Source organism: Saccharibacillus sp. WB 17 (assembly GCF_008634075.2).
Taxonomy (GTDB): domain Bacteria; phylum Bacillota; class Bacilli; order Paenibacillales; family Paenibacillaceae; genus Saccharibacillus; species Saccharibacillus brassicae.
In genome coordinates, this window is sequence record NZ_VPFK02000020.1 from 179152 (window position 1) to 200894 (window position 21743).

Annotated in this window: 19 protein-coding genes; 10 read left to right on the top strand and 9 right to left on the bottom strand. The window is 59.0% G+C overall.

Translation table 11 applies throughout. From position 1 onward, the window contains the following. Positions 1-258 precede the first annotated feature (258 nt). Positions 259-1608 carry an MATE family efflux transporter gene (locus FTE24_RS10175; RefSeq protein WP_150233230.1) on the bottom strand — a complete coding sequence of 450 codons (1350 nt, stop codon included), beginning with the start codon at positions 1606-1608 and terminating at the stop codon, positions 259-261. A 167-nt stretch (positions 1609-1775) separates the two neighbouring features. On the opposite strand from FTE24_RS10175, the gene FTE24_RS10180 reads away from it, so the two are divergent. Then, on the top strand, positions 1776-2465 hold the full coding sequence (locus FTE24_RS10180) for a TetR/AcrR family transcriptional regulator (RefSeq protein WP_150233232.1): 690 nt from the start codon (positions 1776-1778) through the stop codon (positions 2463-2465). Between the two features lie 12 nt (positions 2466-2477). On the opposite strand, the gene FTE24_RS10185 is transcribed toward FTE24_RS10180, so the two are convergent. Together FTE24_RS10185 and FTE24_RS10190 are read right to left on the bottom strand one after the other, a co-directional pair. Continuing rightward, positions 2478-3407, bottom strand: a complete 930-nt coding sequence (locus tag FTE24_RS10185; protein WP_150233234.1) for a VanZ family protein — start codon at positions 3405-3407, stop codon at positions 2478-2480. Positions 3408-3515: 108 nt separating this feature from the next. Next, positions 3516-4043 carry an NAD(P)H-dependent oxidoreductase gene (locus FTE24_RS10190; RefSeq protein ID WP_150233235.1) on the bottom strand — a complete coding sequence of 176 codons (528 nt, stop codon included), beginning with the start codon at positions 4041-4043 and terminating at the stop codon, positions 3516-3518. A gap of 207 nt (positions 4044-4250) precedes the next feature. Between FTE24_RS10190 and FTE24_RS10195 the strand changes: the two genes are divergently transcribed. Then, entirely contained in the window at positions 4251-4604 is a 354-nt protein-coding gene (locus FTE24_RS10195; protein ID WP_415663193.1) for a winged helix-turn-helix transcriptional regulator, read from the top strand. Between the two features lie 117 nt (positions 4605-4721). Next, positions 4722-5693 (top strand): SDR family NAD(P)-dependent oxidoreductase, encoded by a 972-nt coding sequence (locus FTE24_RS10200; RefSeq protein WP_150233239.1) that lies wholly within the window; start codon positions 4722-4724, stop codon positions 5691-5693. A gap of 268 nt (positions 5694-5961) precedes the next feature. On the opposite strand, the gene FTE24_RS10205 is transcribed toward FTE24_RS10200, so the two are convergent. Beyond that, the gene (locus FTE24_RS10205; protein ID WP_150233241.1) at positions 5962-8142 is read right to left on the bottom strand and encodes a YDG domain-containing protein; all 2181 of its coding nucleotides are present in this window, start codon (positions 8140-8142) and stop codon (positions 5962-5964) included. Positions 8143-8507: 365 nt separating this feature from the next. On the opposite strand from FTE24_RS10205, the gene FTE24_RS10210 reads away from it, so the two are divergent. The 3 genes from FTE24_RS10210 (at position 8508) to FTE24_RS10220 (ending at position 11172) form a co-directional block, all read left to right on the top strand. Beyond that, positions 8508-10040 (top strand): methyl-accepting chemotaxis protein, encoded by a 1533-nt coding sequence (locus tag FTE24_RS10210; protein WP_160441719.1) that lies wholly within the window; start codon positions 8508-8510, stop codon positions 10038-10040. Positions 10041-10147: 107 nt separating this feature from the next. Next, complete coding sequence (locus FTE24_RS10215) at positions 10148-10711, top strand: DUF1697 domain-containing protein (protein ID WP_150233246.1); 564 nt, start codon at positions 10148-10150, stop codon at positions 10709-10711. 239 nt (positions 10712-10950) lie between these two features. Further along, positions 10951-11172, top strand: a complete 222-nt coding sequence (locus tag FTE24_RS10220) for a hypothetical protein (protein ID WP_150233248.1) — start codon at positions 10951-10953, stop codon at positions 11170-11172. 130 nt (positions 11173-11302) lie between these two features. Here FTE24_RS10220 and FTE24_RS10225 read toward each other — a convergent pair whose 3' ends face one another. From FTE24_RS10225 to FTE24_RS10240, 4 genes are all read right to left on the bottom strand, one after another. Continuing rightward, positions 11303-12280 carry a formylglycine-generating enzyme family protein gene (locus tag FTE24_RS10225; RefSeq protein WP_150233250.1) on the bottom strand — a complete coding sequence of 326 codons (978 nt, stop codon included), beginning with the start codon at positions 12278-12280 and terminating at the stop codon, positions 11303-11305. A 130-nt stretch (positions 12281-12410) separates the two neighbouring features. Beyond that, positions 12411-13430, bottom strand: coding sequence for a sensor domain-containing diguanylate cyclase (locus tag FTE24_RS10230; RefSeq protein ID WP_150233252.1), 1020 nt, complete (start codon positions 13428-13430; stop codon positions 12411-12413). A 27-nt stretch (positions 13431-13457) separates the two neighbouring features. Next, complete coding sequence (locus FTE24_RS10235) at positions 13458-14258, bottom strand: alpha/beta fold hydrolase (protein WP_150233254.1); 801 nt, start codon at positions 14256-14258, stop codon at positions 13458-13460. Between the two features lie 216 nt (positions 14259-14474). Continuing rightward, positions 14475-15614 carry an alpha/beta hydrolase family protein gene (locus FTE24_RS10240; protein WP_150233256.1) on the bottom strand — a complete coding sequence of 380 codons (1140 nt, stop codon included), beginning with the start codon at positions 15612-15614 and terminating at the stop codon, positions 14475-14477. Positions 15615-15888: 274 nt separating this feature from the next. Here FTE24_RS10240 and FTE24_RS10245 point away from each other — a divergent pair, with 274 nt between their 5' ends. From FTE24_RS10245 to FTE24_RS10255, 3 genes are all read left to right on the top strand, one after another. Continuing rightward, on the top strand, positions 15889-16896 hold the full coding sequence (locus tag FTE24_RS10245) for a BMP family lipoprotein (RefSeq protein WP_150233258.1): 1008 nt from the start codon (positions 15889-15891) through the stop codon (positions 16894-16896). A gap of 21 nt (positions 16897-16917) precedes the next feature. Next, entirely contained in the window at positions 16918-18585 is a 1668-nt protein-coding gene (locus FTE24_RS10250; protein WP_150233260.1) for a methyl-accepting chemotaxis protein, read from the top strand. 273 nt (positions 18586-18858) lie between these two features. Then, positions 18859-19422, top strand: a complete 564-nt coding sequence (locus FTE24_RS10255) for an NADPH-dependent FMN reductase (protein WP_150233261.1) — start codon at positions 18859-18861, stop codon at positions 19420-19422. Between the two features lie 106 nt (positions 19423-19528). Here the strand turns inward: FTE24_RS10255 and FTE24_RS10260 are convergent, their stop codons facing one another. Then, positions 19529-20284, bottom strand: coding sequence for a TerC family protein (locus tag FTE24_RS10260; RefSeq protein ID WP_150233263.1), 756 nt, complete (start codon positions 20282-20284; stop codon positions 19529-19531). A 314-nt stretch (positions 20285-20598) separates the two neighbouring features. Here FTE24_RS10260 and FTE24_RS10265 point away from each other — a divergent pair, with 314 nt between their 5' ends. Further along, entirely contained in the window at positions 20599-21408 is an 810-nt protein-coding gene (locus tag FTE24_RS10265; RefSeq protein ID WP_160441720.1) for an alpha/beta fold hydrolase, read from the top strand. Positions 21409-21743: the final 335 nt, after the last annotated feature.

Here is a 21743-nt window from a genome sequence, read left to right on the forward strand (position 1 = left end):
ACCGTATGATGGCTATTTGCCGCTTTTTCGCTTTTTTGAAAATCTAACGAATCGTCATAGCCTTATTGGCCGTGATCCGGTCGGTTTGAGCCGTTTTGGAGCAAATAGCGTGATGACGATTCGTTGAATTTGGAGAAAAGCGGCCTGGGAGGCAAATAGCGGGATGAGGGTTCGTTAGAGTAGGGCTCCCGCTACCGCTACCGCCATCGCTCCGCAAATTCCGCCACCTTCCCACCTTCCCTCACTCCCGGCCCCGGTTTACCCGGCGAAATCCAGCTCCGGCTGCAGCCTGCCGCGCAGCATCCACAGCAGGATGCCGCCGACGGCAAAAGCGACGACGTCCGCGATCACGAGCGACCAGACTACACCGTGGAAGCCGTATGCGGCGTTCGCGACGAACAGTACGGGAATGAGCGTGACGCCCTGAATGACGGACATGACCAGCGCGGCGGTTCCCTGGCCGGTCGCCTGGAAGATGCCCGTGAACAGGGCGGTCGCTCCCGAGACGAACAGCGACAGGAACGTCACCCGGAGGATGTAGCTGCCCATCTCGATCAGCTGCGGATCGCGGGTGAACCAGCCGATCAGGTGATCGGACGTCAGATAGACGACGAGGCCGAACAGCGCGGCCAGCAGGGCGATCGCTTTGACGGTGAAGCCGATCGCCTGCTTCATGCGCAGCCGGTTGGCGGTGAACGAGAACGCGATCAGGGGCACGACGCCTTCGCACAGCCCCATCAGGATAAACTCGGGGAACTGCAATAGGCGCGACGAGAGGCCGTAAGCCGCGGTCGCCCGGTCGCCGTATTCGATCAGGAAATGATTCAGCAGCAGCGACATGGCTCCCAGAAACACGCTCATGATAAAGACCGGAATGCCGATTTTCAGCACATTGCCGACGATTTCCCGCGTCGCTTTGAACCATTTGACGGAGATCGTCAGAAACGGGCTTTTGACTCCCATATGGAACAGGTAGAACACGCATGCAACCAGGTTGGCGACGACGGTCGCGGACGCCACGCCGATAACGCCGGCATGCAGCACGAAGACGGCCAGCGCGTCGAGCGTGATATTCACGATGACGCTCAGGATCATGCCGACCATGGAAGTGACGGCGGCGCCTTCCGAGCGCACGATATTTTCCAGCGTAAAACAGAGCACGACGACCGGCGCGCCGATCAGCATGACCGTGACGTAGTCTTTGGTGAAGCCAAAAGAACCGGGCGTCGCGCCCAGACCGTGCACGATCGGATCGATCAGCGGAAGACCGACAGCGATCACGATCAGTCCGAGCAGCAGGCTGCCGTAAACGGCGAACGCGGAGACGTGCTTGATCTGGTCGTACTTTTTCTCGCCGAGCAGGCGGGAGATAAACGTACCTGCGCCCATGCCGATCAGGTTGCCCAGCGCCATGATCAGTGCAAATAAGGGCAGTGTCAGCGCAAGCGCGGTCAGCATCGCCGTGTCGTGCAGCGTGCCGAGGAAATAGGCGTTCAGGATCGAATAGATGACGCTCATGGACATGCCGAGCATCATCGGTACGGCAAAGTGCGCAACGGCTTTCGTGATCGGTGCTTTTTCAAAATAATGGAGGTTTTCTGCATCCATGACGATCCCAACTCTCTTCGTGTATTTGGGGAAAATCTAACCGGCGAGAAACAATCTAACGGCGTTAGTTTGTACCTTACAGTGTTAGATGATATCATGGGGATACAGGATTGTAAACAACAAACTTACAGTGTTAGATGAAAATGGACGCAGAAAGGCGGAACGGAATGAAAAAGCAGCAGCCGCAAATTTCGGAAGACAAAATTTTGGAAGCTTCCTGGGAACTTTTGCGCGGGGGCGAGATCGAAAAATTCAGCATGCGCAAACTGGCCGAACGCCTGGGCATCCAGGCTCCGTCCATCTATTGGCATTTTAAAAGCAAACAGGATCTGTACCAGCGAATGGCCAATCAAATCTCCAAAACGATCGTGGACGAATTCGAGCCGGGCGGAGACTGGAAAAAACAGCTGACCGGACTTGCGCTCACGATGCGAAGCGTGCTCGGCCGGTACCCGTGCTCGGCGCAGCTCATGATGATGACGCTGCCGCACGAACCGGACACGATCCGCTTCACGAACCGGATGCTGTTCTGCGTCGAGGAGACGCCGCTCGCGGAAGAAGAGAAATTCCAGGTCATCCTGACGCTGGCCAACTATGTCTATTATTTCGTGCTGGACAACGATCAGCATCGGCGGAACATAGCGGCGCTTGCGGAAGAAGGCGCGCCGGAACCGAAAGGGCAGATCGACGGGCTGCTCGATACGATGGGCGAATCGGAAGCGGGACTGTTTCGCCGGCTGTACAAAAGCGGGATGTTCGAGGTCATGGGAACGTCCGGCGCTTTCGACTTCGGGTTGAACTTGATTCTGCTGGGCACCGAGCAGGTGATCGGGGAGCGCAGCGCTGAATCGAAGTGACACGCAGGCTTCTTATTCCCAAAAATAGCGCATTTCCTGATAGGTGATGTCCCAGGCTTTTTGCTGCCCCTCGATCGTCAGCGTCAGCTCGTGCGCTTGGTCGAAATACCACTTGAACGAGGAAGGTTCATGCGGCTGATCCTGGTCGGAACTGTAGAAAATTTCATGTCCGTCGACGGAAAGGCTTATACGGCCGTGAAACTCCGATTCATCGGGAATTCCGTACTGCAAAGCGAACCAGAGTTCTTGGCCCGTTAACTTGTACCGATACGTCCGGACTTCCTCGTCGCCGGCATCGTACACGCGGAATTGGGGCGTAATCGTGCGGCCGCCGATTTCGAAAGCGTAAGGCGGCATTCCGGCCGACGCCTGCCCGTCACTGTCCTGCCACTCGTTCAAAGCGGTCGGCGGACCGGGATGTTTGGTCGACGCTTTGTCGATGCCGCTGCCGATTCCCCATACGACGATCAGCATCGCGGCGATCGACGCGCCCGTCACGAACAAGCGGCGCCAGGCGGTCGGAGCGCGGCGTCCCATCTTGTGCGCCCCGAAGCCGATCGCCGCGCCCAACGTATTTTTGAGCACGTCGTACATATCGAAACTGCCCAAAAAAGTGAGCGCCTGCACGGTCTCCAGCACGAGAATGGACAGCAGGAACCCGATCAGGAACCGAGCGAAAGAGAGCGGGCGAAGCCGCGGAGCGAGCAGGCCGGCAGGAATAAACGCGGCGATATTGCCCACGCTGACGAGGTCCATCACGGAAGGATGGATCAGGTCGGCAGGGTCCGGAAGCTTGAAGAAATTGCCGGGCGCGAAAATAAACGTATAGCGATCGCCGTTCGCGGCATTATCGACTCGACCGAAAGCGAAAAACATGAAATAAATGATGGCGCACGCATACAGCAGGGCGGCGGTTAACAGAATCTTGCGTTGTGTGGACATGGGGTTCTCCTTTGGGATGCTTTTTTCCGAATCTCTTTTACAAGACGGACTTTGACCTTTTTTTATAGCAGGGGTCAAAGTCCGTTTTCCGAAAAAAGCCGGAGGCGTCTAGCCCAATACGTGCCGGATATAGGCCTGCGCGCTGCGTTCCACTTCCTCGTCGCTCGCCTGAAACGAAGCGCCGAACAGCGCGAAGCCGGGCAGCTCGACCGCGCCGACGTGGCGAAGGCTCGCCTTGAACGGGGCCAGAATCTCGTCGACCGTAAACGAAACGCCGCCGCCCGGCGAATAGTTCAGCCGCTTGTCGCCGATCGAAATCGCGGTGCCGAATCTTTTGCCCCGAAGCCGGTCGACGCCCGATCCGTAAGCCCAGCCGTGCGCGAACACGTCGTCGAACCATTTTTTCAAAAGCGGAGGATAGCTGTACCAGTAGAGCGGAAATTGCAAAATGACGCGGTCGTGCCGCTCCAGGTGCTCCTGTTCCCGGCGAACGTCGATTCGTCCGTCGGGATATTCGGCATACAGGTCGTGCACTTCGATCTGCCGGGGATGAAGCAGAAGTTCCTGCTGCCAGCGTCGGTTGACGCGGGACGATTCCAGATTCGGGTGAGCCAAAATAACGAGTGTACGCGGCATGATTGATTCTCCTTTTGCGTGCTTTTGTAAGGATCGCAGAGCTTGCGTCCCACGATCTCCGGCTTATTATGCACCGAATGGCTTCCCGCGCAAATACGCACAATGAAGTAAGAAGCTTACCTGGAAGTGCGTACTGTACGCGGACAAATTGTTGTGTCAAAATAGGCTTTTAGCACCTGCGCAGTTACCGAAACGGAAAGGGAAGCGATCATGAAAACCTATAACCAGGGCATCGAAGCCACGCTTGAGATCATCGGCGGCAAATGGAAAGCGCTGCTGATTTGTCTGCTCATGACCGGCGTGAAGCGAACGGGCGAGCTGCGCCGCGGCATTCCGGGCATCTCGGAAAAAGTGTTGATTCAACAGCTGCGCGAGTTGGAGCAGGACGGCCTGGTCGAGCGCAAAGCCTACGAGCAGATGCCGCCCCGGGTAGAGTACCGCCTGACCGAATACGGCGTAACCGCCAACCGGATCGTCGAAGTGATGTGTGCATGGGGAACGGACAATATTCGGATGCGGCAGCTTCGGGGAGAAGACATCCAATTGGCGGACACCGATTGAGCGCAAGCCGCCCCGGCCCGGCGATTGACGCAGCGCACTTGACTTAGAGTGAACTCCAAGGTGTACAGTGAACGAAGCAACGTTCGGAGACAGCCAAACGAAAAGGAGAGATTCACTATGGAACAGCTGTATGTGCAGACGCCGCAGCACAAATTGAACTCGGGCTTCGGTCTGCGAAGCACGGCGGAAGAAGTGCTGCGCGGGATCGACCTGTCGGGCAAACTGGCGCTCGTCACGGGCGGTTATTCGGGTCTCGGCCTCGAAACGACCCGAGCGCTCGTACGCGCCGGAGCGCGGGTCATCGTGCCGGCCCGCCGGCCGGAAGCCGCCCGGGAAGCGCTGGAAGGCGTCGAGAACGTGGAAGTGGACCGCCTCGATCTGTCGGATCTGGACAGCGTCGAAGCTTTTGCGGACCGCATGCTGGCAGACGGCCGCAGTATCGATCTGGCGATCTTGAACGCCGGTGTAATGGCGAGTCCGGAGACGCGGGTCGGTCCGGGGTGGGAGCTGCAGTTCGCGACGAATCATCTGGGCCATTTCGCGCTGATCAACCGGCTGTGGCCGCTGCTGACGGCAGGCGAAGGCGCGCGGGTCGTGGCGACTTCGTCGACCGGCCACCATTTCTCGCCGATTCGTTGGGACAATGTGAACTTCGAAGGCAATTACCACAAGTTCGAAGCGTACGGCCAATCCAAAACGGCCAATTCGCTGTTCGCGGTTGAACTGGACCGGCGCGGCGCGCGGCAGGGCGTGCGTGCGTTCGCGGCCCATCCGGGCGGTATCCTGACGCCGCTTCAGCGCCACCTCAGCCGGGAAGAGATGGTCGCGCTGCAATGGGTCGACGAAGACGGCAACGGCATCAATCCGGGCTTCAAAACGCCGGAACAAGGCGCGGCGACCCAGGTCTGGGCCGCGACTTCGCCGCAGCTCGAAGGCAAAGGCGGCGTCTACTGCGAAGACTGCGATATTGCCGAACCGGTGCCGGCGAGCGGCGAGCGCGTCGGCGTGAAGGCGTACGCGGTCGATCCGCAGGAAGCGGAGCGGTTGTGGGAGCTGTCCGTGAAGCTGACCGGAGTCAGCGGCGCGTAACGGTTATAGGGGGCGAAATGGCGCAGCTAGCGGCCGCCTTGGCGCAGCGGAGAAATGGCCGCGGTCGCTGCAATCGCGCAGCGGAGCCGCGCCGCAGAACGCACACGAAAAACGCCGTCCCGGCAGGGGACGGCGTTTTGCGATGTGCGTTTTGCGATGTGCGTTTTGCGATGTGCGTTTTGCGATGTGCGTTTTGCGATGTGCGATGTGCGATGTGCGGTCGTGCGTCGTACGGCGGGCGGGCGAAGCGCTACGCTTGCCGCAGAGATCAGGCTCCGGGCAAAATTTCGCCCGTATTTACGGTCAGGCTGGCCGGGGCTGCGTAATTGCCGGCGTCTTTGCCGCTCAGCGTGTAGACGACGGTGACCGCTTTGCCGGTTCCGACCTGCGGATCGGCGTAAGTGGCGGACGCTTGGACGAATACTTCGTCTCCGGCGACCACGTTCGTCAACGTGCCCGGCGCGACGACGGCCGTCAGCGTGCCGTCGTACGGCTTGGCCGTCAAGACGGGCGCGGAAATCGTTAACGGCCGCGCGGTAATGGCGCCCGAATCGAGAACGAAAGAAGCCGGGGGATCATAGTTGGGACCATCCACGCCGCTCACCGTGTACGAGACGGTGAGCGTTTTGCCGGTTCCGACCTGCGCATCGGCGTAAGTGCCCTGCCCTACGACGGTCGCGTCGTCGCCCGGATAGATGCCGCCTCCGCCCGGCCCGCCTGCGCGGGACCCGGCCCAGACGTCGGTCAATGGGCTGCCGTCGTACATTTTGGACGCGGCGATCACGTCGAGGATCGTGCCCATGTCCGGGTGCGATTGGACATAGACGACATAGCCGGTGTCCGCAGCGGGCGCGGCGTAGTTGGCCGCGTCGGCTCCCGCTATGTTGTACACGATCGCAAGCGGTCTTGCTTTGCCGGCGGCGGAAAGGTCGTAGAGCGCTTCCGCGCTCACCGTGACCGTCTCGCCCGCAATCGTTCCGGCCAGAGCGCCGGCCGTCACCCGGATCTCCGAGTTTCCGGCGGAAGACTCGACGACCGACACATTCGGCTTGTCGATCTTCAGCGGGGCGGGAGCGATGATGCCCTTGTCGGTGCGATAAGGCACCGGAGCGGCGTAACGCCCCGCATCGGCTCCGCTTAACGCGTAGGTCACCGTGACCGTTTTGCCGGCGCCGACCGAAGCGTCGTCGTAAGCGGCCGAAGCGGTGACGGTCACCGCATCGGTTCCGATGACGCCGATCAGCGCACCGACCGTTACGGACGCCGAAGCCGTGCCGTCATAGCTTTTGGGCGCGCTCAGACCTGTCGGCCCCGCGACGGCCAACTGCTTTTGGCCGAGGATGATCTCGTCGGAAGCCGCCGAGACGTTGCCGGAAGCGTCCACCGCGTATACGGCGTATCGGCCGAGGGCCAAGCTTCCGGTCGGAAGGCTCGCGTTTGTACCGGCGGCTGCGGACGTTTTCACGCCGAGCCGGGCTTCGACGGCTTCGTTCAAGTTCGCGAGCGAAGCCGTTGTCGTCACGGGAACGAGGTACAACGTCCCTGTCTCGCTGCTGACGGCCTGCACGTTATCCCCGAGCGGGAGAAGTCCCGTCTTGACGCCGGACAGCGCAGGAGCCGTTCGGTCGATAACGGGCGGCGTCGAAGGCGTCGAAGGCGTCGAAGGCGTCGAAGGCGACGACGGGAAAGTCGGTTCGGGCAAGATCGGCGGCGCAGGGTTCGGGTTCGGCACGGAAGGAATCGGGGTCGGAGGCAGGGGCGGAGCGGTCGGCATCGGAGGTTCGACAGGGATCGTCGGGCCGGGAGGCGTGGTCGGCGAATCGGCCAGGCTTTCTTTTACGACAACGGAGCGGTACAAGACGACGACCGCTTCCGCGCGTGTCAGAGGCTGACGGGGCTTGAATCCGCTCTGCGCGGTATAGCCGCGGATGATGCCGTTGGCGACGACCGTGGCGACGGAATCGCGGGCCCAGGCGTCGATCGAACCGGCGTCGGCCAAGCCGATAGGCGGACTGTCCGCGTCTTCGAGCTTCAACAGCCGGGTGACGACCACCGCGGCTTCCTGCCGGCTGATCGGTTTGTTCGCGCCGAACGTGCCGTTCGAATAGCCGGTGACGTAACCCGCTTTGACCGCTTTGGCTACTTCTTCATGTATCCAGCCGGAAGCGGGAATGTCACGGAAAGCGATCGGCGTCGTTTCGGTGAAGCCGTACGAACGGTTGATCAGGGCGACGAACTCGGCGCGGGAGATCGTATTGTCCGGCTTGAAGCTGCCGTCGTCGTACCCGGTGACGTATCCCCGGTCGATCCAATTGGAGATTTGGTTTTCTGCCCAGGTGCCTTGAATATCCGTTTTGGAAACGGGAGCGGCGCCGCGGGCGTGCGGAATCGATGCGGTGAGCAAAATAGCGAGGAGCGAGGTGGATACGAGGGTTTTCATGCGAATCATGGGCGTGTGCCTCCTTGTCGATCATCGTTCTTTTTGAGTCAATGCTTGCCGGCCGACGCCGTCTACGAACCCCTCTCAAAAAGATTTACCGTACGCGCCCGATGTCAAAAGTCTGTAATTCCCCTGTTAATAGGCTCTCTTACTATAGCATTACAGTGCCTTAACGCAATAGAGGGCTAAATCGATTTTGAAACAGAAAATAGAGCCTAAAAAAATAAAAATATCGCTTAATCTCTTGCCTGCTTTGTCCGATATCTATAAAGCGGTACGTACAAGCGTGCGATTAAGAAATGCCGTTCACCGACAGCGTTCTACATCAACGGGATGCACCGCAACATGAAACAACGAAAAGGACGGGGTCGGGAATGGATCGTAAAGATGTTATCCTCTGGAAACGCAACAAATTAGTGAGCTACATGATGTGGGCAATTCTCTCGATCAGCGCGACGCTGGCGATTGTCGTGCCGGAATTTTTGACGGTCGTTCTGGTCTCGATGATTTTGCCGATCGGGGTTACGCTGGCCAACATTTTCAAAAAAGGAATTCGCATCGTTCCGTGGGTCGTGACCGCATGGGTTATTCTCAGCGCGATCGTAATCAGTCTGGAGCAAATCAGCATCATTCAGGGCATCCTGATTCTGCTGCCGCTGCTGCTGTATCCGAATGTCAGGCACTATAATATCTCGTTTGGCGTCGTGCTTGCGTATTACGTCGTGCACATGCTGCTCAAGCCCGCGGCGGATACGACGGTGCTGTTCAACGATCTCGTCAACCTGAGCATGTTCGCGGTAGCCGGCATCATTCTGATCACGCTGTCGAGCGTCAACAAGAAGCTGTTCCTGAGCAGCGAGAAGCGCCGGGAAGAAGTGGAGAAATCGCAGGTGCGCGTCGAGTCCATGCTGAATCGCGTACGCGAATCGGTGGAAGGGCTGACCGAATATACGGAAGAATTGAAGCGCAAAGTCAACGACACCGTCTCGGTCTCCGACGAGATCACGCTCGGCTTCGGCGAAGTGGCGCGCGGCGTCGAGCTGCAGGCGGCAAACGTCGCGGAAATTTCCGAATCGCTGGCGATGACGGACGGGCATATCCAGGACGTGGCTTCGTATTCGCAGCAGATGAAAGGCATCTCGTCGGATATGGCCGGCAGCACGGAAATCGGCAGTTCGAAGATGGACCTGCTCAACACGCAGATGGACGACCTGTACGAGGCGATGAAGACGACAGCCGCCGACATGCAGAACTTCAACAAGGAAAGCGAATCGATGACCGAGATCCTGAACGGTATTTCGGACATTGCCCGGCAGACGAACCTGCTGGCGCTCAACGCCGCGATCGAAGCGGCGCGCGCGGGCGAACACGGCAAAGGCTTTGCCGTCGTGTCCGACGAAGTGCGCAAGCTGGCCGAGCACTCCGGCAAATCGGCGACAGACATCGCTTCGATTCTGTCCAAACTGCAGGGCCGCACGCGCGAGCTGACCGATCGGTTCGACCGCATGCAGCTTTCGCTTGAAGAAGGCCGCGAAGTGGTGCATACGGCGGAAGAAGCGTTCCGGACGATCAACGACAGTTCGCGGGAAGTGCTGCTGCAGGCTTCGAACATGCAGAGCAGCTCCGTAATCATGAAAGATTCGTCCAGCCGCGTCGTCGGCGAAGTGACGGAAATTTCGAGCCTGACCGAGCAGTCCAGCGCCGCTTCGGAAGAAATTTTGGCGGGCATGGAAGAACAGCGGAACCTCACCCGCCAGATGGTAGCCAGCTTCCGGGAACTGGAAGGGCTGATCGTCGGCCTGAACGAACTGGTAGCGGATTCGCACGACGAAGCTCCGGCCGATCTGCCGCTGGTCGGCGCACCGGCCGCGCGCACCCGTCTCTCCGGCGAACGGATGCCCGCTTAATCACACCGATTTTTCGACAGCCCGCGATTGCAGCGGGCTTTTTTTCTTTTTCAGACTGCCCAAAAAACTTCGCAAGCGGTAAGATGAATCCAAAAGGAGAGAACGCCATGATCTATACAGCCCTGCTGCGCGGAATCAACGTAGGCGGCAACAATAAGGTGAACATGAAAGAGCTGCAGGCCGCGTTCGAGTCGGCCGGCATGCGGCGCGTCAAGACGTATATCAATTCCGGCAATATCGTGTTCGCCGACGCCGATCGGCCGCAGGCGGAATTGGGACCGCTGCTGGAAACGGTAATCGAATCCGTCTTCGGGCTGCGTATCCGCGTGCTGATCCACAGTCTGGAAGAGATGCAGGCGATCTTCGACGTGCTGCCCGAGACGTGGAGCAACGACGGCGAGATGAAAAGCGACGTGTTTTTTCTCTGGGACGAGGTTGACGAGGACTCGCTTCCGGCCGCTCTGCCGCTTACGCCGGGCGTAGGGGAGCTGCGGTTCGCCCCGCGCGCGGTGCTGTTCGCGGTCGACCGGGCCGACGCCGGGCGCAGCGGCATGAACAAGCTGGTCGGCTCCGCCCTGTACGCGCGGATGACGGTGCGCAACGTCAATACGACGCGGCAGATCATGAAATTGATGCGCGAGTTGGAGCAGGCGGAAGCAGGGCAGTCGTAAGGCGAACAACGTTCCGCACGTCCGGGATCGGCCGCAATAGGGAGCATTCGGCCGCACTTGTACGGACGGGCAGGCTGAATGTCCCTCCGCGCGGGTCAGAAGTTCTCGGCCTGCGTCAGTCCGGCAGAGCCGCGTTGGGTCTGCTTCCCCTTTCCCGTATAATGATAAACGTTACGTCGGATGAGATGTTCAGGCATTCATGCGGCGTCGGAAATCCAAGCGCGAAAGGATGAAGATCAATGAGTTATACGGAAGTATTGGAACGCAAAAGCGAGATTCTGAAAAAGACCATGGAGAACTGGATTTTGAAAGAGAACCGCGACGGGCTGAACCGTCAAGAAGCGTACATTTACCGGAATATGCTCAAAGAACTTCATCAGAACGAACAGGAACTCGGCACGGCGCGCGATGAAGAAGCCGGCAGACAGGCCGATATTCCCGCGGTGTCAGCCCGCAGCTAACCCGGACCCGGCAGGGCTGCAAGCTTATTGATACGGCCTTGTCTTCGGAAAAAAGCAAAGGAAAGACCGTCCGAACTTCGCGTTTCGCGAAGCTCGGACGGTCTTTTTTTGTCGCGATCCGGCGCGCCAGCTATAGCCTGACGATCCGCCGGAACACGAGGGAGCTCAGCCATTCGTTCCAGTCCAGCTCACGTTCGAACGGATCGCGGAAAAAAGTTCCGGTCGGCAGGTAAGACGCGAACGGGCCGAATCCGCCGTGGATGTTCGAGCCGCCGTCCCCGCCTTTGCCCGTCCATCCGCCCGGCGTGCGCACCAGCTCTTTTTTGTACGGATCGCCCGGAAAGCACAGGCCGAATCCGTTCGGCCGTTCCAGGTCGTACGCGCCGGAAGCGGCGGAATGCAGATGCCGCAGCCGCATCGACGGGTCGATATCGTCGCCCCACGGGAAAAACGTCCGGCTGCCCGATCCGTACAGATATTCCCATTCGTCTTCGTTCGGAAGGTCGAAGCCGGCGCCGATATTGCCGGCGGACCATTCTTCGAAATGTTCGCTGTCGTCGAACGCATACAGCCGGATCGAATCGTGTTCGCGTTCAAGCAGATAAGCTTGATCCGATTCAAGGCTGCTGTGCGCGGACTGCCGGAAAGCTTCGACGGCTTCCAGCATGTCGGCGTCTTCCGCCGGGTCCAACTCCCCAATCGGCCATTCGTTCCACGCCGCGGACACGCAGCGGCGTTCGACCAGCATCGGACGAATCTCCGTCCGGCGCACGGGCGATACCCAGGCCCGTATCTGCGCTTCGGTCTCTTCCGGCGGCACGCCGAACTCCTGCAGCAGATGCAGCATCTGCCGGTGCGTGCCGGAAAGCGGCTTCGCCGTGTCCGGCACCGCGTCCCAACCGAGCGTCACCGTATCGCCGGGCACGAACACAAACTCCGTGTCCTCGCACGCAAACAGGCCGGTCTCCGTCGATAGGCCGAATCGCTCGAAGGTTTCGAGGCCGATCCATTCAAACCCTTCGGGCAGTCTTGTACGCAGCAGGTCCATCTGCCGCGTCTTCTCTTCAGCGGTCAACCGGCTCCAGGCCGGTCGGTTCCAGTTCTCCATGCGCATCGGCTCCTCGGTATGCGGGAATCGGGTTCGTACACGAAAATTTCTTGAATCAAAGAAAAGACTGTTCGTGCAGGGAGAGTCGCAAGCTCCGTCTTCGATCGGACAGCGGTCGAAGACTGCCCTGTCACGCGCCCGGCGGCAGGTCCCGGGCATGCGTCACCCGGTTGCGGCCGCCGGTCTTGGAGGCGTACAGCGCCAGGTCGGCCCGGTCCAGCAGCGAATCTTCGGTCTCGCCGTCTTCCGCCGAACCGGATTCCGCCGAGCCGGCCGCTGTCGTCTCGACGCCGATGCTGACCGTAATGCGATGCGGGCCGAAAGCCGTGGCTTCGATCAGGCCGCGAATATGCTCCGCCGCGGCGACCGCTTCGGAGCGGCCCCGGCCGGGCAGCAGCACGACGAATTCTTCGCCGCCGAACCGGGCGCATATGTCCTGCGGACCCGATTGTTCGCGCAGCAGGCGGGCAAGCTCGGTCAGCACGAAGTCGCCGACCGGATGCCCGTACGTGTCGTTAATTTTTTTGAAATGGTCGATATCGAGGATCAACAGGGACAGGGAGCCGCCGCCGTTCAGGCTGCCGGTCCATTCGCTGCGCAGACACGACTGGAAAAAGCGCCGGTTGTGCAGACCCGTCAGCGGATCGGTCGAAGCCAGCGTCTCCAGGCGATCGTTCATCTCCATCAGTTCCTGCTGCTTCCGCTCGTATTCGGCGTGCAGCGTCTCCAGCCGGCCGTTCAGCGCGCGGGTCTCCGTGTACAGGTCTTCGAGCTCGCGCTTGCTGCGCAGCGTGTCTTTCTCGTATTCCAGACGCTTGCGCATAAGCAGCGCGATACAGTCGATCGTCACTTCGCCGCCCTGTTCCCGGCGCATGGCATTGAGCAGGACCGGCACTTTCTGTTTGTCCGCCGCGCGGAAAGAAAAGTACATTTCGTCCACCCGGCCGTAGAGCTGGATCTGCGGGTAGAAGTACGTATGGAAAAACATTTTGTTGGTGATGGACAGGACCGATTCGAGGTGCTGTCCGACCAGTTCTTCGGCGCTGCCCAGGCCGAGCATATCGAGAAAATTCCGATTGACCGATTGCACGAATCCCGATTCGGAGATCGAGAAATATCCGCCGGGCACGCGATCCAGATGACTATCCATAATGGGTCTGCCTTTCTTCCGCTGTCCTCAGAGAACGGTCAGGTATTCGTCGATGCAAGAAAACGTTTCGTCCGGTTGGCTGAGCTGCGGATAATGGCCTTTGGCCGTCATATGATTCAGCGTGCTGCCGGCCAGACGGCGATGCAGGAAATCGCCGACTTCGAGCGGAGCGATGCTGTCTTCCGCACACTGGAGAATGAGCGTAGGCACCGTGACCTGACTCAGCATATCCCGGCAGTCGCAGTAAAACGTCACTTCGGCAAACTGCCGGGCGATCCGCGGGTCCCGGGACGCGAACTGCTGTTCGAGTTCTTCGGCCAGCTCCGCCCGTTCCGCGTTTTTCATCGCGGCCGGCGCCATATGGCTGGCCCAGCCGCTGAAATTGAGCTGCATCATCTCCAGCAGCTCCTCGATGTCTTCGCGGTCGAAGCCTCCGTAATAGTCCGGAAGATCATTGAGATAGCGAGGGGAAGGCCCGACCATGATAAGTTGGCCGAAATATTCGGGTCTGCGGATCGAAGCGAGCGCCCCGATCATACTGCTGACCGAATGGCCGACGAATACGGCATCCTTTAACTCAAGCGCCTCCATGACGTCCAGCAGATCGTCGGCATAGCCGTGCAGTTCGCCGTACTTGACCGGATCGTACTGGTCGAGGTCGGAACGTCCGGACCCGACGTAATCGAACAGCACGACGCGATACCGGTCGGCAAACCGCGGCGCGACCAACCTCCACATTTTCTGGTCGCAGCCAAAGCCATGCCCGAATACGAGGGTACGGCTGCCGCTTCCGATGACCGTCACATGATTGCGCTTCAAGATATCCATCTTGCGTCTCTCCCTTTTGTCTGTTCCCGCTGCGATTGTGCAGTCCGTCGATATTCATCTCTCAAGTGTCCCATACATTCCAAGACGCGTTAAGTGGCTTACTGCTCATTATTATAGGGGAAAATGTCGGATTGTGTAGGGACAAAGAATGGTTATGACGTCCAAGCGGGTTTATCGGCCGACATCTCTGTCGAATAAACGGGCAATCTGTCCGGCCTAGACCGGATGCTTGATCCGCACGTTCTGCGGATAGCGATCTGCCGCTGCTTCGAGCGAAGCTTCGGATCGGCCGCGCACATGCCGGTCGAAAAACGCCAGCAGCAGGTCGGACGTCAGCTGCGCCATGACGGAGCCGTCGATCGTGACCGAAGGTTCGATCGTTTTGAGCGGCGCTTCGGCCAGAACGGCCATGTCGCAGAAGAACCAGTGCGTGCTGCCCGAGACGACGGCATACGTCAGGTTCGTATCGTCCGTCCGGAAATTGCCCGGCAGGTGGTGCTCCCCGGTGGCCATGACCAGACCCGGCACCGGCATCGTCCGCTCCAGCAGGCCGGCGCCGTACTGCCAGCCGTCGAGATTGACGGCGGCGAGCACCCGCTCGTCGAGCAGCGCCGTATGCAGCGACGAAGCGCCGCCCAGCGAATGGCCGAACAGGCCGAACCCGCGCAGATCCAGTTTGCCGTGCAGGGGAGAATGCGGATCGCTTGCCATCTTTTCGATTTCGTCGAATGCGTCGATCGTATGCCGCGCCCATGCTTCGACCCGTGCGCCGAGTTCGTGCGCGGTGCGCAGATACGCCGAAATTTCTTCGGTCGTCAGCGAATCGGGGTCGCTTTTGCCGATCTCCTGCATGAAGCGCATATTGTCTTCGGTCGCGCGCCGGACGGTGTCCGGATTGATTCCGACCCGGCTGCCGTCGCGAAGCACGGTGCAGAACGCGTCGCCCGGATGCGACATCGCGAAGACGACGTAGCCGCGGCTGGCCAGTTCTTCGTGCTGGATCAGGTTCGACAGCGCAAAGGACATGTAGCCGTGCGAATAGACCAGCACGGGGAAGCGCTCGCCGTCAAGGTCCGCGACGGGCGCCTGCGCAAATCCGTGCGTCGGCATGACCGCCATTTCGTGCAGCAGCGCGCCGAACGGTTCGAACATCGGCAGGCTCGCCTGCATATCGGCCATTTGCGGATCGGGGTAGTAAGGCGCGGGACGGCCGAATTCGGACCGGGCCGGATAGAAGCAGCGGAAGCTGATTTCTTCGGCGGCGGCGCCGGGTACGGTCGACACAAACGTGCCGTCCAGGAAGCCGACGGCATAAGGGCCGGAAGGGGCCGGCAGGCACAGATGAGGCAAAGTCATGGGATCTCCTTCTTTCTTCGGTTCGGTTGGTCTCCATTATATCGGACAAAGCGGCCGCAAATCCAAAACGGAGTTTGTCATCAGACCTGATTATCTGAAAAAGCCGTGATGAGATCCCTTAAATTTCCTTTTAAGACGGTTTCGGTGTCTTTTTCGGCTTTAATGCTTCGCCCGGCTAAATAAAATCGGTTTTTGCCTGAATTTGTTCTAACAAGTTAGCGCATTTCGGGCGATAAATGAAGAAGAGTTGTAGACCATTTAATGGGGTGTAAATATGCAAAAAGTCAAATTAGCCAAGCATCTGACCTGGATTTCCGCATTGGCTTCGCTGCTGCTGCTCTCGGCATGCGGTTCCCAAGAAACGCCGACGGCTTCGGCCGCGGAACGCCCGGAAGTCGGCGTCGTATTGTCCGACGTCGGTCTCGGCGACCAGTCTTACAGCGACGCCGCTTTCCGCGGATTGGTCAAAGCGCGCGACGATCAGGGCATTTTGTTCGATTATCGCGAGATTGATCGGGCAGGCAGTTACGACGAGGCGTTCAAGCAGTTGATCGAGCAAGACAACGACTTGATTATCGGCCTCGGATACATGATCAAAGAAAGTCTGGAAGCGGCCGCCAAAGCGCATCCCGACAAGCAGTTTCTGATCGTCGACGATACGTCGGAGCTGCCGAACGTCGCTTCGCTCACGTTCAAGGAAGAAGAAGGCAGTTACCTCGCCGGCGTCGTGGCGGGCATGGCTTCCAAAAGCGGCAAAGTCGGATTTCTCGGCGGCGTTGAATCGGACCTGCTCAAAAAGTTCCAGGTCGGCTACGAGCAGGGCGTCAAAGCGGCGAATCCGGCGGCAAGCGTCAAATCGGTCTATGCCGGCGACTTCGGCGACTCGAAGCTCGGTTCGACGATCGCGTCTTCCATGATGCAAAAAGACGGGATCGACGTCGTCTATGCGGCAGCCGGACTGACGGGAGTCGGCGCGCTGCAGGAAGCGGAGCGTCAAGGCAAGTATGCGATCGGCGTCGATACGGACCAGTTCTTCATCGCGGAAAAAGCGGTCATCACGTCGATGGTCAAAAACGTCGACAACGCCATTTTTGCCGCGGTCGGCACGTTTAACGACAACAAAGGCACTTTTCCGCAAAAAGATATGGTGTTCGGCCTCAAGGAAGAAGGCGTAGGCATCGCGCCGATTCGAGCCGTCACCCTGACGCCCCAGCAGCAAGCGAAGATCGAAGAGCTGACGAAAAGCCTGATCTCGGGCAACATCGCCATTCAGCTTCCCTAAAACCGGACGGAGGAAACAGTCATGAAATTACAGGGTAAACTGCTCTTCAACGCCATGATCTCGCTCGTGGCTTCCTTGGCGCTCGTCGCCTATATTATCGTGCAGCTGCTTCAGATCAATTCCCAGAACCGGACGCTCGTGCCGGACATGCTGAATGTGCAGCAGCTGAACGCGGATCTGGAACAGTTGAGCCAGTCGCTCGACGGTTACTCGTTCTCGATGACCGAGAGCAACAAAGCCGAAGTGACCGGACATATCGCAACGGTCGAATCGACGCTCGGCGAACTGACCGACAGCGAAGGCAGCAGCCTCGATACGCCGGAACAGCTGAGCTGGTTGACTTCGATCGACGAGAAGTTCGCGGAATTGTCGGAGCAATCGCTGCAGGCGATCGGCAGCCAGAACAGTCCGGAAGCGAAGCGCCAGGCCGCGCGTATTCAGGGTATCCAGAACGACGCGTACCGGCTGGACGTGCTGACGAAGCAGCGTTACGAGACGTACACCGCCGATCTGACGGCCAGTATCCAGCTGACGTGGCAGATCGCGCTCGCGGGTGCGGTGGTGCTGCTGATCGCGCTCGGTTGGTTCAACGCCCGATTCGCCCGCAAGCTGGCCCGGCGTACCCGCACGATGAAAGACGCGGCCGTACGGATCGCGGACGGGGACCTGAGCCTGCATCTGGAAAAATCGACAGGCCGCGACGAACTGGACGAACTGAACAACGCGTTCGGCGTCATGGTCGACAATCTGCGCGGCATCGTCCGCTCGATCGAGAACAGCGGAGGCGTGCTGGATCGCGTCGCTACTGAACTCGACGGGCAGAACGACAAAATGCAGGAGATCGTCTCCCAGGTGGCGACGTCCACCGAGGAACTTGCGATCGGCAGCCAGCGCATCGCGGAAGACCTCGGCCACACGGTAGAAGTGGTCGACGGCATGCAGCGCAATTTCGAGGTGAATCTGGAAGAGACCGTCCAGTCTTCGACCGCTACCGAAGAAGCGCTGAACTTCGTCGAGCACGGCGAAGCGGTCATGCGCGAACAGCTGCGCATCACGAGCGTGAACCGTTCCGCGATGGCGGAAGTCGAGCAGACGGTGCGCGAGCTTGAGCAAAATGCCGGCCGGATCACGCTCATGACGGAGCATGTGGCCCAGATCGCCAAGCAGACGACGCTGCTGTCGCTCAACGCTTCGATCGAAGCGGCGCGTGCCGGCGAAGCGGGCAGAGGCTTCGCCGTAGTGGCGGGCGAAGTGAACAAGCTGGCGGACCAGTCCGATTCGGCCGCCCGTGAGATTTTTACCGCCGTGGAAGAGATCGCCGCTTCGATGCAGCGGGTCAAAGGTTCGGTCGGCCAGAGCCTGGACCTGTTCCGGCAGCAGGAAGAAGCTTCCGCGACGACGGAGCGGTCGTTCGGCGCGATCAGCGGCAAAGTGCGGCAGATCGCCGGCAGCGTCGGCAAGCTGTCCGACGACATGGAACAGTCGCGCCGCCTGAGCATGCAGGTGCAGCAGGCGATCGAGAATATCAGCGCCGTGACCGAGCAGTCGGCCGCCGGCAGCGAAGAGATTACCGCGTCCACCGACGAACAGAAGCGTTCGTTCGAGGAGATCGGCGGCAAAGTCAAAGAGCTGCTTCAGGTGCGCGAAGAAATGCAGCGGGAACTGAACCGTTTCCGACTGGACGCTTAGAACAGACGAACGCACAAACACACAAACGAACAAATCAAAAACCGGAATGGTCCTTGGGGACTGGTCCGGTTTTTTTGTGCTATTTTACGTGAAAAATAATTATATATAAAAAAGTAAGTAAAAACTATTGCTTAGTGAAAAAGGCTGTGCTATGATTCGTTTATAACAAAAAGTTAGTTAAAGATAAATGTAAAGCTAAAGCTAAAGAAATTCGTTAAGCCAAATAAGCAATCCAAATCAATCTACCAAATCAACCTTATGGAGGAATCAATCATGGAAAAGTTGAATATCGGCATCATTTTGGGAAGCACGCGTCAAGGTCGTCTGAGCCCGCAGGTGGGCGAATGGGTACAGCAGATCGCGAACGAACGCGGAGACGCGAATTATCAGATCGTGGACATCGCGGATTACCATCTGCCGCTGCTGGGCGAAGCCGACGCGGCCGAAGGCGCCGCAGCCTGGAACGCCAAGCTGGCCGAGCTGGACGGATTCGTCTTTATCGTTCAGGAGTATAACCACAGCCTGTCGGCTTCGCTCAAGAACGCGCTGGACTACGCCCGCGAAGCGTGGAACAACAAAGCGGCCGGCATCGTGAGCTACGGTTCCGTAGGCGGCGCACGCGCAGCCGAACATCTGCGCGGCATTTTGGGCGAATTGTCGGTAGCCGACGTCCGCGTCCATCCGGCGCTGTCGCTGTTCACCGACTTCGAGAACGGCTCGGTGTTCAAGCCCGCCGACCTGCATCTCGTGAACCTGAACGGTATGCTCGATCAAGTCCTCGCGTGGAGCGGAGCGCTCAAGCCTCTGCGCGTACCGGCTGCGCCTGCCGCCTTGTAATTCGCCGGTTTTTCCGACCGCGGCGCAACGCCGACACGAAAAAGGCCCTATCCCGTCAACGACGGGAGGGGCCTTTTGGTATGAAATCGGAAAAAGGAAAGACCGCTTAATGCGCGGCGTTTTTGCTGACGCGAATCCGGTTGATCAAGAACGTGATCGCGAATACGGCTATCAAAATGATAAAGAACGTCGCATGTCCCATATGGTAGATGTCGGCTGTGTCGAGAATCATCTTGACGCCGATAATGAAGATCAGGACGAAAGCCGCATTTTCAAGTTCCGGAATTTTGTCCATGAGCTTGAGAATGAAAGTAGCGACCAGACGCATCATCAGGATACCGAGCAGACCGCCGGCGATCAGGATCCACGGGTTCGGCGAGACGGCGAACGCGGCCAGGATCGAGTCGATCGAGAACGCGATGTCCATCATTTCGACGGTGATGATCGTGCGTACGAACAGGCTGAGGCCCGTCTTGGCAAGCATTTTCTGCAGGCCCGATTCTTCTTCGTTCTCGTCGTCGTCGCCGTCCTTGGCTCTGGCTTTATCCCAGAAATGCTTGATGGCGATCCAGAGCAGGTACGCGGCGCCGATATATTTGACCCAGGCGATCTGGACCAGATAGATGCCGACTCCGATTGCGATGATCCGGAATACGTAAGCGCCCCATAATCCGTAAAGCAGCGCTTTTTTTCTCTGCTTCTCGGGAAGCTTGTTGACGATGGCGGCGAGAACAAGCGCGTTATCGGCCGACAACAGTCCTTCGATGACGATCAGCGACAAAATGAAGCCCCAACCCTGGAGCGTGCCGAACGCTTCGAGGAAGGTGCTCATTTCGAACAAATGACTGTAGCCCATTTCCATTTCCGTTACAATCCTTTCGGGGTGATATGTTGGTAGTTACACTTGCCTGTCGGTACTACGGGAAGCGGGCGATTTCGTTTCAAATTTTTCCGGAAAAAATAAAAAAAGAACGCGAAGGCCCGACATTCCCCGCCGTTACGCGCGAAGTTTCCTCTGGCATACGTGAAAGTGTACCATATTTATCGAAAAAGGGAACAAGTATTTACATAAGGGCGGAAAGCGCCGGGAAGAAGCATCGAAGATTCGGAAAAGAGCAAGGGCGGGTAACGGGTAAGAGAGCATTCAAACAGGCGAAGAAGGGCGGAGGGTCATTCATGAATCGAACGGGCATCCATACGATCGGAGGCATCCGGTTCCATATCTCGGTGCAGGGCGAAGGCAGTCCGCTCGTGCTGCTGCACGGCGAACATTGCAATCTGGACGTCTGGGACGACCAGGTGCGGGTGCTGGCACGAAGCTTCACCGTCATTCGCTACGATCGTCGCGGGTACGGACGCAGCGAAGCTGTCACCGGACCGTTCAGCCCGTATCTCGATCTCAAAGCGATCCTCGATTATTTCGGCCTGCGCCGCGCCTCGATCATCGGGGCATGTACCGGAGGCGCGATCGCGATCGACTTTGCGCTGGCCCATCCGGAATACGTCGAGCAGCTCGTGCTCGTCTCGCCGTGGCTGAACGGCACGATTCCGCCGCCGCAGATGGTCTGGGAGCGCTTCGGCGATGCCCGCCGCGTCCGGCGCGAAGGCATCGAACGCGCAGCCGCCCGGTTTCTGCGCAGCCGCTACTGGCGCCACACCGTGCCGCGCGAACGCGGCGCGCGGGCGCGGTTCAAGGAGATGTATCTCGGCGGCGCGGTACGCTACGCCTCCCGCCCCGCGATGGAGCGCCCGCTGCTGAGCCAATCGCGCTGGCGGCTGGGCGAGATCGGCTGCCCGGTGCTCATCGTGATGGGCGAATGGGATTCGTCGTTCAACCGCAAGCTGTGCCGGTACGCGCACGAGAAGATCCTGCATTCGTCGCTGATCCGGATGGAAGGCTGCGGCCACCTGCCCCAGCTGGACCACCCGCTCGAATTTTCCGCGATCGCGCTCAGCGCGCTGAAAGCTTCGGCGGACCGGCGTTAGCGGCCGGCTGTGCGAAGCGGGCCGCTATGCGAAGTGGACTTGGCGCAAAGCCCGGCCGCTTGGGCGGGCATGAAGGAGTATGAGCGAGTGCTAGAGAGTATGAGCGAGTATAGACGGAGATGAATGGACATGCATGGAATTGATAGGATGAACGGTGACGACAGGGACGAAGAGGGACGAGCGGAATCGACAGGAATGAACAGGATGCACGAAACGCCCGGGCACCAATCGAATTACGCCCGGACGCGAATCGAATTAACTGCGTGAGAGCAATTATTTTGCCAAAAAGACGGGAGGAAAGTGAATAACTGCGTAGAAGCATTTATTTTGCGGAA